The sequence below is a fragment of the Georgenia sp. SYP-B2076 genome (assembly GCF_003991205.1).
Taxonomy (GTDB): Bacteria; Actinomycetota; Actinomycetes; order Actinomycetales; family Actinomycetaceae; genus Georgenia.
In genome coordinates, this window is sequence record NZ_RXOZ01000005.1 from 1 (window position 1) to 13,689 (window position 13,689).

11 protein-coding genes and 2 rRNA genes are annotated in these 13,689 nt (G+C 75.3%); all 13 read left to right on the forward strand.

Annotated features, from left to right (window positions below):
* Positions 1 to 121 (forward strand): 23S ribosomal RNA (locus tag EJK16_RS02700); the annotation flags it as partial.
* Between the two features lie 108 nt (positions 122 to 229).
* Positions 230 to 346: ribosomal RNA gene (gene rrf / locus EJK16_RS02705) — 5S ribosomal RNA — on the forward strand.
* A 1,621-nt stretch (positions 347 to 1,967) separates the two neighbouring features.
* On the forward strand, positions 1,968 to 2,804 hold the full coding sequence (locus EJK16_RS02710; RefSeq protein ID WP_127126101.1) for a hypothetical protein: 837 nt from the start codon (positions 1,968 to 1,970) through the stop codon (positions 2,802 to 2,804).
* Complete coding sequence (locus EJK16_RS02715; protein ID WP_240645739.1) at positions 2,801 to 3,877, forward strand: HAD-IIA family hydrolase; 1,077 nt, start codon at positions 2,801 to 2,803, stop codon at positions 3,875 to 3,877. Before EJK16_RS02710 ends, EJK16_RS02715 begins: the two co-directional genes overlap by 4 nt.
* A 41-nt stretch (positions 3,878 to 3,918) precedes the next feature.
* Positions 3,919 to 4,080 carry a hypothetical protein gene (locus EJK16_RS19450; RefSeq protein ID WP_164737180.1) on the forward strand — a complete coding sequence of 54 codons (162 nt, stop codon included), beginning with the start codon at positions 3,919 to 3,921 and terminating at the stop codon, positions 4,078 to 4,080.
* 1 nt (position 4,081) lies between these two features.
* Entirely contained in the window at positions 4,082 to 4,930 is an 849-nt protein-coding gene (locus EJK16_RS02720; protein ID WP_127126103.1) for a TlyA family RNA methyltransferase, read from the forward strand.
* Complete coding sequence (locus EJK16_RS02725; protein WP_127126105.1) at positions 4,927 to 5,766, forward strand: NAD kinase; 840 nt, start codon at positions 4,927 to 4,929, stop codon at positions 5,764 to 5,766. The genes EJK16_RS02720 and EJK16_RS02725 overlap by 4 nt, the downstream gene beginning before the upstream one ends.
* Positions 5,763 to 7,478, forward strand: a complete 1,716-nt coding sequence (recN, locus tag EJK16_RS02730) for a DNA repair protein RecN (protein WP_127126107.1) — start codon at positions 5,763 to 5,765, stop codon at positions 7,476 to 7,478. Before EJK16_RS02725 ends, recN begins: the two co-directional genes overlap by 4 nt.
* A gap of 4 nt (positions 7,479 to 7,482) precedes the next feature.
* Positions 7,483 to 8,688: a putative cytokinetic ring protein SteA gene (gene steA, locus EJK16_RS02735; protein ID WP_127126109.1), complete on the forward strand. Its 1,206-nt coding sequence runs from the start codon at positions 7,483 to 7,485 to the stop codon at positions 8,686 to 8,688.
* A gap of 22 nt (positions 8,689 to 8,710) precedes the next feature.
* Positions 8,711 to 9,745, forward strand: a complete 1,035-nt coding sequence (locus EJK16_RS02740) for a copper transporter (RefSeq protein ID WP_127126111.1) — start codon at positions 8,711 to 8,713, stop codon at positions 9,743 to 9,745.
* Positions 9,742 to 10,602, forward strand: a complete 861-nt coding sequence (locus tag EJK16_RS02745; RefSeq protein WP_127126113.1) for a hypothetical protein — start codon at positions 9,742 to 9,744, stop codon at positions 10,600 to 10,602. The genes EJK16_RS02740 and EJK16_RS02745 overlap by 4 nt, the downstream gene beginning before the upstream one ends.
* 19 nt (positions 10,603 to 10,621) lie before the next feature.
* Positions 10,622 to 12,241 carry a murein biosynthesis integral membrane protein MurJ gene (gene murJ / locus EJK16_RS02750; RefSeq protein WP_127126115.1) on the forward strand — a complete coding sequence of 540 codons (1,620 nt, stop codon included), beginning with the start codon at positions 10,622 to 10,624 and terminating at the stop codon, positions 12,239 to 12,241.
* Positions 12,242 to 12,299: 58 nt separating this feature from the next.
* A complete protein-coding gene (locus EJK16_RS20005) occupies positions 12,300 to 13,607 on the forward strand; it encodes a glycosyltransferase family 4 protein (protein WP_127126117.1) in 1,308 nt (435 codons plus the stop codon).
* The last annotated feature ends 82 nt before the right edge of the window (positions 13,608 to 13,689 follow it).

A 13,689-nucleotide genomic window follows, 5' to 3' on the forward strand; every position in this document is an offset into this window, starting at 1 on the left:
TTTCCACCACCCACGGGTGGGAAGGCCCCCAGCAGACCACTGGGTTGATAGGCCGGACGTGGAAGCGAGGACTAACGACTCGTGAAGCTGACCGGTACTAATTGGCCGACAACTTGCCACACACCACTTCGGTGGTAGGGCATCAAAGACAATGCTGCGTCCACTGTACGGTTCCCGAGATACGCCCCACAACCCTTCACAAAGGGTTGGGCCGATATCTCCACAGAGTTACGGCGGTCATAGCGAGGGGGAAACACCCGGTCCCATTCCGAACCCGGAAGCTAAGCCCCTCAGCGCCGATGGTACTGCACGGGAGACTGTGTGGGAGAGTAGGACACCGCCGAACACCCTTCACAAGGAGGCCGCAACCCAGCGTTGCGGCCTCCTTGTCGTTTTTGGACAATTTAGTTGCATCACCATGCGCCGACGATTCGATCGGCGCCCCCGAAGGAGTAGAGGAAACTATGTCAACCGAGCATGATGGGCGTGGCGCGGAGCGCCCGCGCCGCGGTGACAACCACGGGGGCGCCGGCCGCTCAGACCGCAGGTCAGGTGCCGACCGACCGCTCAGCGGAGGAGCTTCTCGGCCTGCGAGCCAGGGCGCCGAAGCTTTCCGTGAGCGGACACAACGGCGAGGTAACGAGTCGCGCGGTGGCTCGGACCGTCGTGAGGGTGGTTACCAGTCCCGCGGTGGGAGCTCGGACCGTCGTGAGGGTGGCTACCAGCCGCGTTCCGGTGGCAGTTCGGACCGTCGTGAGGGTGGCTACCAGCCGCGTTCCGGTGGCAGTTCGGACCGTCGTGAGGGCGGTTACCAGTCCCGCGGTGCGGGCTCGGACCGTCGTGAGGGTGGCTACCAGCCGCGTTCCGGTGGGAGCTCGGACCGTCGTGAGGGCGGTTACCAGTCCCGCGGTGGGAGCTCGGACCGTCGTGAGGGTGGCTACCAGCCGCGTTCCGGTGGGAGCTCGGATCGTCGTGAGGGCGGTTACCAGTCCCGCGGTGGGAGCTCGGACCGTCGTGAGGGCGGTTACCAGTCCCGCGGTGCGAGTTCTGACCGTCGTGAGGGCGGCTACCAGCCGCGTTCCGGTGGCAGCTCCGATCGTCGTGAGGGGGGCTACCAGCCGCGTTCCGGTGGCAGCTCCGATCGTCGTGAGGGCGGTTACCAGTCCCGCGGTGCGAGTTCTGACCGTCGTGAGGGCGGCTACCAGCCGCGTTCCGGTGGCAGCTCCGATCGTCGTGAGGGGGGCTACCAGCCGCGTTCCGGTGGGAGCTCGGACCGTCGTGAGGGCGGTTACCAGTCCCGCGGTGGGAGCTCGGACCGTCGTGAGGGTGGCTACCAGCCGCGTTCCGGTGGCAGCTCGGACCGTCGTGAGGGCGGTTACCAGTCCCGCGGTGCGAGTTCCGACCGTCGTGAGGGCGGTTACCAGTCCCGCGGTGCGAGTTCCGATCGTCGTGAGGGTGGCTACCAGCCGCGTTCCGGTGGCAGCTCCGATCGTCGTGAGGGCGGTTACCAGTCCCGCGGTGCGAGATCCGATCGTCGTGAGGGCGGTTACCAGTCCCGCGGTGCGAGTTCCGATCGTCGTGAGGGTGGCTACCAGCCGCGTTCCGGTGGCAGCTCCGATCGTCGTGAGGGCGGCTACCAGCCGCGTTCCGGTGGGAGCTCCGACCGTCGTGAGGGCGGCTACCAGCCGCGTTCCGGTGGCAGCTCGGACCGTCGTGAGGGTGGTTACCAGTCCCGCGGTGCGAGTTCCGACCGTCGTGAGGGCGGCTACCAGCCGCGTTCCGGTGGCAGCTCGGACCGTCGTGAGGGTGGTTACCAGTCCCGCGGTGCCGGTTCCGACCGTCGCGAAGGTGGCTTCGACCGTGGAGGTTCGTCACGGCCCTCGACCGGGCGCGACGAACGGCCCAGGCGCGAGGAGCGGGACGAGCGGCCGGCCGAGCCGCACATCCCGGACGAGGTCGAGCCCCAGATGCTCGACCGCACGGCGCGCCAGCGTCTGCGCACGCTCGGGAAGAACAACTCGGACCTCGTCTCTCGCCATCTCGTGATGGCTGGCCGGCTCATCGACACAGACCCGCAGACGGCATACGAGCACGCCCAGGCCGCCATGCGGCGGGCAGGCCGCGTCGACGTCGTCCGGGAGGCGCTGGCGCTGACCGCCTACGCGACCGGTCGGTTCGCCGAGGCGCTGCGCGAGCTCCGCACGGTGCGTCGCCTCTCCGGCATCGACGCGCACCGCCCGATGGAAGCCGACTGCGAACGCGGTCTCGGGCGTCCCGAGCGTGCGCTGGCCATCGTCGCGGAGACCGATCCTGCGACGCTCTCGCACGAGGAACGGGTCGAGCTCGCGATCGTCGCCAGCGGCGCCCGCGCCGAGCTCGGCGAGCACGAGGCCGGCCTGCTGGTGCTGGAGTCCGGGCTCGTGGACCCCGTGACTGAGCCCGAGCTGCTCCGTCGTCTGACGCTCGTCAAGGCCGAGAGGCTCGAGGAGCTGGGGCGCGTGGACGAGGCCGACCAGGCTCGCGAGGCGGCCGGCGCCGACGAAGAGGACGAGGAGATTATCGTCGTCGACCTCGCGGACGACTTCGACGAGGACTCCGACGGCGTTTGGGACGACGACACCACGGTGTCGTCGCGGGCTGAGGTTGACGACGTCGCTGAGGCCGACGAGGTCGCCGACGAGGCAGAGGCCCCTGAGGCCGACGAGGTCGCCGACGAGCCGGAGACCCCGCTCGGGGCCGAGACGGGCACCGGGCGGAGGTCCACCGACCCCGCTCCCACCCCCGAGCGCGGAGATGACGAGTGAGCCAGGCACCGGTCACGCTGCGGGGCAGCGAGCGGCCCCTCGCCGAGGCGTACGACGTCGCCCTAATGGATCTGGACGGCGTGTGCTACCGCGGCCCCGAACCGGTCGAGCACGCGGACGAGGCCGTCGACCGCGCCCGCGCGCTCGGCCAGCGGATGATGTTCGTGACCAACAATGCGGCTCGCGAGCCGCAGACGGTGGCCGACCAGCTCACCTCGCTCGGGATCCCGACCCGCGCGGAGGAGGTCATGACCTCCTCGCAGGCCGCCGCGGCGATCCTCGCCGAGGACCTGCCCGCGGGCTCCCTGGTGCTGCCCATCGGCGGCGCCGGGCTGCGCGCGGCGCTGTCGGAGGCGGGCTTCCGGCTCGCCGAGACGGCGCTCGAGCTCCCGGTGGCCGTCGTGCAGGGCTTCGCCCCCGAGATCGGGTGGCGGGAGCTCTGCGAGGCCGCCTTCGCCATCAACGCCGGCGCCCGGTACGTCGCCACGAACCTCGACGCCACGCTCCCGACGGAACGTGGGATGGCGGTCGGGAACGGCTCGCTCGTCGCCGCGGTCACCAACGCGACCGGCGTCGTGCCGGTCTCGGCCGGCAAGCCGGAGCCAGAGATCTTCCGGCAGGCCGTCGCACGGGCATGCAGCGAGCGACCGCTGGCCGTCGGCGACCGCCTGAACACCGACCTCGCCGGCGCGCGCGCGGCCGGCGTCCCCGGGTTGCACGTGCTGACCGGCGTCAGCGACGCACGGGACGTGGTCCTCGCCGTCCCCGGGGAGCGGCCGAGCTTCCTCGCCGTCGACCTGCGCGGCCTGGCCGAGCCCCACCCCGTGCCGCGGCAGGACCGCGACGGCTGGTGGCGCTGCGCCGCCGCGGCCGCGCGCGTTGCCGGCCCCGAGCCGCACCTCGAGGTGCGGGCGGGGGAGCGGACGCTGGCGCTGGAGGCCGGGACCGAGCCGGTGACAGTCTCGCTCGACGCGTGGCGCTGCCTCGCCGCGGCGGCGTGGGCCGCGGCCGACGCCGGTCGCCCGCTCACGCCGGAGCAGGTGCCTGCGCTCGAGGTCGTCGCGCCGCGATAGCCTCTCTACGGCACCACCACCGCGGCGGGAAGGAGACGACGATGAACGTGACGCCCGCCGACCTGGCGTCCGGGTCGAACCCGGCGGAGGACCCGCTGGCACGCCTCGACGATCTCGAGCAGATCGCCCCGGCCGACCAGGTCGCCGTCTTCGAGGCCATCCACACGCACCTGTCGGCGCGCCTGTCGAGCGCCGAGAGCTGACGTGGCCCGCCGCGTACGGATCGACGCCGAGCTGGTCCGCCGGGGCCTGGCACGGTCGCGCCAGCATGCCGGCGAGCTCCTCGCCGCGGGCCATGTGCTCCTGGACGGCGAGGTCGTCACCAAGCCCGCGCGGCAGGTCGACCCCGCGCAGGCCCTGCGGGTGGACGCGCCCGCGAGCGACGACTACGTCTCCCGCGGCGCCCACAAGCTGGCTGGCGCGCTCGACGCCCTCGGCGCGCACGCACCGGTGGTGGCGGGGCGGCGCTGCCTCGACGCCGGAGCCTCGACCGGCGGGTTCACCGACGTGCTCCTGCGCCGGGGGGCCGCCCAGGTCGTGGCCGTCGACGTCGGCTACGGCCAGCTCGCGTGGTCCCTGCAGACCGACCCGCGGGTCACGGTGCTGGACCGCACGAACGTGCGGACCCTGACCCCGGACATGGTCGCCCCGGCCCCGGGTCTCGTCGTGGGGGACATGTCCTTCATCTCCCTCACGCTCGTGCTCCCGGCCCTGGCGCGGGCGGCCGCGCCCGACGCCGACCTGCTGCTCATGGTCAAGCCCCAGTTCGAGGTGGGCAAGGAACGCCTGGGCCACGGCGGCGTCGTGCGCGACACCGCGCTGCACGTGGAATCGGTGCTCACCGTCGCCGCCGCCGCGGCCGAGCAGGGCCTGGACACCTGGGCCGTCGTGCCGAGCCCCCTGCCGGGGCCCTCGGGCAACGTCGAGTACTTCGTCGCCCTGCGCCGGGACCATCCCCGGGCCCTGCGCGGCGAGGCGCTCGAGCACGCCGCCGCGGAGGCCGTCCGGACCGGACCGGCCGGCCCGGCGGCCCGCGGGCAGGAGGCGCCGTGAGCCGCCGGATCCTCGTCGTCTGCCACGAGGGCCGCGCCGACGCCGTCACCGCCGCCGACCGTGTGAGCACGGCCCTGCGCGGGCACGGCATCGAGACGGTGCGCAACGGCAGCGCCGAGGGCGCGGAGCTCGTCATCGTCCTGGGCGGTGACGGCACCCTCCTGCGCGCCGCCGAGGTGGCCCGCGCCTACGACGTCCCGCTGCTGGGCGTGAACCTCGGGCACGTCGGCTTCCTGGCCGAGGCCGAGCCCGAGGCCTTGCCGAGCGTCGTCGCCCACGTCGTGGCCCGCGAGTACACCGTCGAGGAGCGGATGACAATCGACGTCACCATCCGCACCCCCGACGGCCGCGAGCAGCACGACTGGGCCATCAACGAGGCCGCGGTGGAGAAGGGCGAGCGCGCCCGCATGGTCGAGGCCACGATCGGCGTCGACGGCCGCGGGCTGTCCACCTTCGGCTGCGACGGCATCATCCTCGCCACGCCGACGGGCTCGACCGCCTACGCCTTCTCCGGCGGCGGGCCGCTGGTCTGGCCCGACGTCGAGGCGCTGCTCGTCGTGCCGATCGCCGCGCACGCGCTCTTCGCCCGGCCGATGGTCGTGAGCACCAGCTCCGAGCTCCAGGTCCAGATCCTCCCGTACGAGGAGACCCACGCGGTCGTCTGGTGCGACGGGCGACGCCGGCTCGACGCGCCGGCCGGCTCGCGGATCGAGGTGCGCCGCGGCGTGCAGCCCGTGCGGCTGGCCCGCCTGAGCCAGGCGCCCTTCTCCGGGCGGCTGGTCGCCAAGTTCAACCTCCCCGTGCACGGGTGGCGGGGCAACCGGGAGCCGTCGTGATCGAGCAGGTCCGTATCGAGAACCTGGGCGTCATCGCCGCCGCCGAGCTTGACCTCGCCCCCGGCTTCACCGTCATCACGGGGGAGACCGGTGCCGGCAAGACCATGGTGCTGACCAGCCTCGACCTGCTGCTCGGCGGCAAGGCCGATCCTGCGCTCGTCCGCCGCGGCGCCGACCGGGCGGTGGTGGAGGGTGCCTTCACCGTGCCGCCCGCGGCCGCCGCGCGCGCCGAGGAGGCCGGTGCCGCCGTCGAGGACGGCGAGCTGCTCGTCGCCCGGACCGTGCCGGCCACGGGGCGGTCCCGCGCCCACCTCGGCGGGCGGACCGTCCCGACGGCGGTCCTCACCGAGATCGGCGAGCAGCTGGTCACCGTGCACGGCCAGTCGCAGCAGCTGCGGCTGCGCGCGCCCTCCCAGCAGCGGGCGGCCCTCGACGCGTTCGGCGGCGCCGGGCACGCGGCCCTGCTCGCCGCCTACCGGCAGGCGTACGCGGAGCTCGTCGCCGTCCGCGCCGAGCTGGCCGCGTGGGAGCAGGCGGCCGGGGAGCGCGAGCACGAGATCGCGGCGCTGCGCACCGGGCTGGACCAGATCGACGCCCTCGAGCTCGAGCCCGGCGAGGACCGCGCCCTGCGCGAGGAGGCCCTGCGGCTCGGCCACGTCGAGGAGCTGCGGGTGGCCGCGGGCCGCGCGCACGAGGCGCTGACGGGCGACATGGACGCGGCCGACGTGCCCGACGCGACCACCCTCGTCGACGACGCACGCCGCAGCCTCGAGCACGCCGCCGAGAACGACCCCGCCCTGGACGGCTGGGCGGCCCGCCTCGCGGAGGCGTCCTACCTCCTCTCCGACGTCGCCACCGAGCTCGCGGCCTACCTCGCCTCCCTCGACGCCGACCCCGCCCGCCTGGCCGCCGTCCACGAGCGACGCGCCGCCTTGGGGGAGATCACCCGCACGTACGGGCCCGACGTCGACGCCGCCCTGGCCTGGGCCGAGAAGGCCCGCGCCCGCCTCGCCTACCTCGACGGCCCCGAGGACACCGCGGAGGTGCTGCGCCAGCGCCTGGACCGCGCCGAGCAGGCCGCGGCCCGCGCGGCGGGCGCCCTGACCGCCTCCCGCCGCGGAGTGGGCGACGCCCTCTCGCGCGCCGTCGACGGCGAGCTCGCCGGCCTGGCCATGACGGGCGCGCACCTGAGCGCCCGGCTGACCCCGCTGGAGGCGGCGGGCCCCCACGGCGCGGAGGCCGTCGAGCTGCTCCTCGCGGCGCACCCGGGCGCCCCCGCGCGGCCGCTGGGGCAGGGCGCCTCGGGCGGCGAGCTCTCCCGCGTCATGCTCGCGATCGAGGTCGCGCTCGCCCTCTCCGACGCCGGGACGGGGGCCGCCGAGATGCGGACCTTCGTGTTCGACGAGGTCGACGCGGGCGTGGGCGGACGGGCAGCCGTCGAGGTGGGCCGGCGCCTCGCGCAGCTCGCCCGCGGCGCCCAGGTCGTGGTCGTCACGCACCTCGCCCAGGTCGCCGCGTTTGCCGACCGGCACCTCGTCGTGAGCAAGAACACCCCGGGCGACGAGGCCGTCGTCACCGCGACGGACGTGACCAGCGTGGAGGGCCCGGATCGCCTGCGGGAGCTCGCCCGGATGCTCTCCGGGCAGGACGACTCCGACACCGCCCTCCGGCACGCCGCTGAGCTTCTCGAACGGGCGAGCGTGCGACCATGAGCCGGTGACTGCCCTCTTCCGACGACGCCGTGCCGTGCTCGAGAGCGGGTCCGGGACGTCCGGGCCCGCCCGCGTCGACGCCCGGACCAAGAACCTGACCAAGCGTCTGCAGCCGGGCGACGTCGCGGTGATCGACCACGAGGACCTCGACCGGGTCTCCGCCGAGGCGCTCGTCGCGTGCAAGCCGGTCGCGGTGCTCAACGCCGCCCGCTCCACCTCGGGGCGGTACCCGAACCTCGGGCCGGGCATCCTCGTCGACGCCGGCATCCCGCTCGTGGACGACCTCGGCCCCGCGGTCATGTCGGTGCGCGAGGGGCAGCACCTCGACGTCAGCGGCAACGAGGTCCGGGCGGGCGACGAGCTCGTGGCCGAGGGCACGGCCCAGGACCCCGAGACCATCGAGAAGAACATGGCCGAGGCCCGTGAGGGGCTCTCCGTCCAGCTCGAGGCGTTCGCCGCGAACACCATGGACTACGTCCAGCGGGAGCGCGAGCTGCTCTTCGACGGGGTCGGTGTGCCCGAGGTCCGCACGTCGTTCGAGGGCCGTCAGGCGCTGGTGGTGGTGCGGGGGTACCACTACAAGGAGGACCTCGCCATGCTGCGCTCCTACATCAGGGAGTACCGGCCCCTCCTCGTCGGGGTCGACGGCGGCGCCGACGCCATCCTCGAGGCCGGCATGAAGCCGGACATGATTGTCGGGGACATGGACTCCGTCTCCGACAAGGCGCTGCGCTCGGGCGCCGAGATCGTCGTGCACGCCTACCGGGATGGCCGCGCCCCCGGGCAGCAGCGCGTCCAGGACCTCGGCGTCGAGCACGTCGTCTTCCCGGCCACCGGCACGAGCGAGGACATCGCGATGCTGCTCGCCGACGACCTCGGCGCCGAGCTCATCGTCGCCGTGGGCACGCACGACACCATGGTCGAGTTCCTCGACAAGGGCCGCTCGGGCATGGCCTCGACCTTCCTCACCCGCCTCCGGGTGGGCAGCAAGCTCATCGACGCCAAGGGCGTCTCCCGCCTGTACCGCACCCGCATCTCGACCTGGCAGCTGGTGCTCCTCGCCCTCGCCGGGCTGCTGGCGCTCTTCGTCGCCCTGGCCGCGACCAACGTCGGCCAGACCATCTTCGGGCTGTCCGGCGCCTGGCTCGACGACCTCGTGAACTTCTTCCGGTCGCTGGTGGGGCTCGCCCCCACGGCGCCGGCGTCCTGACCAGAAGGAGAATTGGACCGTCGTGATCGACTTCCGCTACCACCTCGTCTCGCTCATCGCGGTGTTCCTGGCCCTCGCCGTCGGGATCGTCCTCGGTGCCGGGCCGCTGCGGGACACCATCGGTGACACCCTCACCGGTCAGGTGCAGGACCTGCGCGCCGACCGGGACCGGCTGCGCGGCGAGCTCGCGGCCGCCGAGACGGACGCCGCCGAGCGCACGACCTACCTCGAGGACTCCGCGCCGGTGCTCCTGGCGGGCACCCTCGCCGACCGGTCGGTCTCCCTCGTGACCCTGCCGGGCACCAGCGAGGACGACGTCCAGGCGGTCCGGGACCGGCTCGCCCAGACGGGCGCCCGGCTCGTGAGCCAGGTCGCCGTGACCGACGCGTGGACCGACCCGAAGAGCCAGTCGTTCCGCCAGACGTTCGCCGGCCAGATGCTCGGCTACCTCGCCCCGGCGCCGGCCGCCGACGCCAGCACCGAGTCGATCTTCGGCCTCGCCCTGGCGCACGCGCTGACCGACGGCGAGGGGGGCGCGTTCACGCCGAACGCGTCGACGCTCCTGGACCTGCTGACCTCCGCGGACGCCCCGCTCGTCTCGGTCACCACCGAACCCTCCGGGCCCGCCGACGCCACCATCCTCGTCGGCCCCCGAGCCGCCGAGCAGCCCGCCGAGGATGTTTCGCCCAAGGACTCCGACGCCGCGAAGAACGTCCTCGCCAGCCGGGTGCAGCTCGCCGAAGCGCTGGCGACCGTGTCCGGGTCCGTGACCGTGGGCGCCGCCGCGTCGGACCTGGACCTCGTCGGCGCCGTGCGGGCGGACGACGGCGCCGCCGGGGTCGTCACCACCGTGGACTCGGTGGGGGAGATCACCGCCGCCATCAGCACGCCCCTCGCCGTCGCCGTCGCGCTCTCGGGGGGTCACGACCACTACGGATTCGAGCGCGGCGCGGTCGAGGCCGTGCCCCCGCGGGTGGAGCTCGCCCCGGCGGCCCCGGCGTCCGCGGACGCCGGCCAGCCGAGCACCGAGGAGCCGGCCACCGACGGTGCGGCATGAGCCGGCTGCTCGATCTCGCGCTGCCCGCCGCGGTGGGCGCCGCGAGCACCGCGCTGGCCGCCTCCGCCCTGGAGCGCCGCCCACCCGGCGGGCGCGCCCGGTGGGAGCGGACGAACTTCTCCGGGCGCACCGTCAGCCTCCTCGGCGGCGCCGCCGTTGGTGCCGCCGCGCTGACCGCTCCGCTCGCCGCGGTGGCCACCACGGGCCGTGCCGCGGTCGCGGCGTCCGTCGCCGCCGGCTCCGGGGCGGCCATGGGCCTGCTCGACGACATGGGTGAGCGGCCCGCCGACGCGGGTCCCGCCAAGGGCCTGCGCGGGCACCTCGGCGCGCTGCGCCAGGGGCGCGTCACCACCGGCACCTGGAAGATCGCGGGGATCGGGGCCGGCGCCCTCGTCGCCGCCGCGATGGTCACACCGCCTGGGCGCGGCGGCACCGCGCGCGCCCTCGAGACGCTCGCCGGCGCCGCCCTCGTCGCCGGGACCGCGAACCTGCACAACCTTTTCGACCTCCGGCCCGGCCGGAGCCTGAAGGTCGCCGCCGGCATCAGCGCGCCGCTCGCGCTCGCCGCGCCGGGCTCCCGGCACGGGACCCTCGCCGCCACGGCGCTCGGCATCGCCGGCGCCGGGCTCCCGGACGACCTCGCCGAACGCACCATGCTCGGCGACACCGGCGCCAACGCCGTCGGCGCCCTGGTCGGCACCGCCCTCGCCGCGCACCCCTCCCGCGCGCTGCGGGCGGGCGCGCTCACCGCCGTCGTCGCCCTGACGCTGCTGAGCGAGCAGGTGAGCTTCTCGGGCGTCATCGAGTCCAACCCCGTGCTGCGCCGCCTGGACGCACTGGGCCGGCGGGCCCGCTGACCAGGCCAGGCACGCGTCGATGACCCCCCGACTGCGCGCCGCCCTCGGCGGTGTCCTCGGCGCCGCCGGCATGATCGCGGTTCTCACCCTGCTCTCCCGGGCCGTGGGCTTCGTCCGCTGGCTCGTGCAGTCGTGGACGCTGGGCGCCTCGGCGACCTCCACGGCCTACGCGACGGCCAACACCGTGCCCAACGTGCTGTTCGAGGTCGCCGCCGGCGGGGCGCTCGCCGGCGCCGTCGTCCCGCTGCTGGCCGTCCCGCTCGCCCGGCACCTGCGCGGCGACGTCGACCGCACCGCCTCGGCCCTGCTGGGCTGGACCCTGCTCATCCTGGTGCCCCTGGCGGCCGCCGTCGTCGCGCTGGCCGGGCCCGTCGCCGCGCTGCTACTCGGCCCCGGCGCCGGCGGGGCCCAGCACGACCTCACCACGTCCCTGCTGCGGGTCTTCGCGCTCCAGGCACCGCTGTACGGCGTCGGCGTGGTCCTGTCCGGGGTGCTGCAGGCCCAGAAGAAGTTCTTCTGGCCCGCCGTCGCCCCGCTGCTCTCCTCCGCCGTGGTCATCGGGAGCTATCTCGCGTTCGGCGCCCTCGCGGAGGGCCACCAGGACGACCCCGGCGCCCTGGCGGGCGCGGCCGTCGCCTGGCTGGCCTGGGGGACGACCGCGGGCGTGGCCGCCATGAGCCTGCCCCAGCTCGTTCCGGTGCTGCGCTCCGGGGTGCGGCTGCGCCCCGCCCTGCGCTTCCCGCCCGGCGTGGCGCGGCGGGCCGGGCACCTGGCCCTGGCCGGCATCGGCGCCCTCCTGGCGCAGCAGGTCAGCGTCGTGGTGGTCCTGCGCCTGGCCAACGGTCACGGCGTCGACGGCACCTTTAACGTGTTCCAGTACGCCCAGGCCGTGTACTACCTGCCCTACGCGGTCCTTGCCGTCCCGCTGTCCACCGCCGTCTTCCCCCGCCTGGCCGCCCGCGCCGCCGACCGCACCGGCTTCGCCGCCATGGCCGCCGGCTCCACGCGCGCCGTCGTCGCGGCCGCCCTCGTCGGCCTCGCCCTGCTCGTCGCCGTCGCCCCGGCCGCCACGGCCGTCTTCTCCCTGCGCCAGGAGATGAGCGGCATGACCGCCGCGGTCACCGGCCTCGCGCCGGGCATCGTGGGCTACGCGCTGATCTTCCACCTCTCCCGCGCGCTGTACGCCGTGGACCAGGGTCGCGCCGCCGTGGCGGCGACCGCCACCGGATGGGTGAGCGTGGCGCTGGCGTCCTGGGCGGCCGTCGAGCTCCTCGCGCCGGACGGCGGCAACGGGCCCGGCACGCTGGTGGGCCTGGCGGCGGGCTCGAGCGCCGGGATGGTCGTCGCCGGGGTGCTGCTCGTCCTGGCCGTGCGCCGGGTCGGCGGCGCCGGGGCGCTGACCGGGCTGGGGCGCACCGTCGTCGTGGCCGGTGTGGGCGCCGCCGCGGGGGCCGTGCTGGGCCGCCTGGTGGTCGACGCGCTGCTCGGCGGGCTCGGCGACGGCCTCGTGGCGGCGGTAGTCGCGGCGCTGCTCGGGGCGCTGGTGTCCGCCGGCCTGACCGCCGTCGCGGTCCTGGCGTTCGACCGGGGGACCTGGCGCGTCGGCTCCTGGGCGCGGGACGCCGCCGTCCCGGCCTGAGCGATCGTCCCGGCCTGAGCGATACTGGGGCTCGTCGCCAGCCACGAGAAGAGGACGCATGCGGGTGCTGCAGCTGACCGGGTCGAGCGCCGGAGGGGTGGCACGCCACGCCCGTGAGATCAGCGCGCTGCTCGCCGCCGGGCCGGTGCCCGGTGGGCCGGAGCCTGCTGGGCCGGTGCCTGGTGGGCCGGAGCCTGCTGGGCCGGTGCCCGGTGGGCCCGCCCGCCACGGGGACCGCGGGGCGGAGGTGATCCTCGCGGGCCCCGCCGACGTGGTCGGGCCCATGGCCGAGGAGGACCTCCCCGGCGCCCGGTCGGTGCACACCACCGTCGTGGAGATCGCCGACCGCCCCCAGCCCCAGGACGCGCGAGCCGTCGCCCGCGTGCGCGAGCTCGCGGCCGGGGCCGACGTCGTTCACGCCCACGGGCTGCGCGCCGGCGCGATGGCCGTCCTCGCCGTGCGCACCCTCGGGGTCGCGCGGCCGCGCCTGGTCGTGACCGTGCACAACCTGCCCGTCGGGGGCCCGCGCGTGCAGGCCGTGGCGGGCGTGCTCGAGAAGGTCGTCGCGCGCGGGGCCGACGCCGTGCTCGCCGTCAGCGGCGACCTCGTGGCCCGCATGCGCACCCGGGGCGCGCGCGACGTACGGCGGGCGCTCGTGCCGGCGCCGGCGCGTCCGGTCCCCGGAACGGCGCCGGAGGACGTGCGCCGCGACCTGGGCCTGGCGCCGGGCGAGCGGCTCATCCTGACCGTGGCGCGGCTCGCGCCGCAGAAGGGCCTGGACCTCCTGGCCGACGCCGCGGGCCTTCTCGCCCGCGCCGACCCTGCCGACGCTGCTGACCGCGCCGACGCTGCTGACCGCGCCGACCCTGCTGACCGCACTGACCGCGCCGACCGTACCGACCGCGCCGACCCTCCTGACCGCGCCGCCCCTGGGGCGGCCGCGTGGCGGTGGGTCGTCGTGGGCGACGGGCCGTTGCGCGAGGACCTCGCCGAGCGGGTGCGCGCCGAGGGCCTGCCCGTCCACCTGGCCGGCCGCCGCGACGACGTCCCGGCGCTGCTCGCGGCCGCCGACGTCGTGGTCTCCACCGCCACGTGGGAGGGGCAGCCCATCGCGGTCCAGGAGGCGCTGCGCGCCGGCGCGCCCGTCGTCGCCACGGACGTCGGCGGCACCCGGGAGGTCACGGGGGACGCCGCCGTGCTCGTGCCCGGCGGCGACGCCGAGGCACTCGCCGCGGCCGTGCGCGCCATCCTGGACGACGACGACCGGCGCGCGGGGCTGCGCGTGACGGCACGGGAGCGGGCCGCGACCCTGCCCGGCCCCGCGGAGGTGCTCGCCCAGCTGACCGCGGTGTACGCCCGCCCCTAGGGGGCGCCCAGGCACGGCATCTGGGCGCAGAGCTCGCGGGCCCCGCCCATGTCGCCCGCGGCGAAACTGCTGACTTCGGGTG

Excerpts from the sequence above, each read along its gene's own strand:
- EJK16_RS19450 (WP_164737180.1), top strand. The coding sequence starts at position 3,919 with ATGAACGTGACGCCCGCCGACCTGGCGTCCGGGTCGAACCCGGCGGAG.
- EJK16_RS02710 (WP_127126101.1), top strand. The coding sequence starts at position 1,968 with ATGCTCGACCGCACGGCGCGCCAGCGTCTGCGCACGCTCGGGAAGAAC.
- EJK16_RS20005 (WP_127126117.1), top strand. The coding sequence starts at position 12,300 with ATGCGGGTGCTGCAGCTGACCGGGTCGAGCGCCGGAGGGGTGGCACGC.
- EJK16_RS02745 (WP_127126113.1), top strand. The coding sequence starts at position 9,742 with ATGAGCCGGCTGCTCGATCTCGCGCTGCCCGCCGCGGTGGGCGCCGCG.
- murJ (WP_127126115.1), top strand. The coding sequence starts at position 10,622 with ATGACCCCCCGACTGCGCGCCGCCCTCGGCGGTGTCCTCGGCGCCGCC.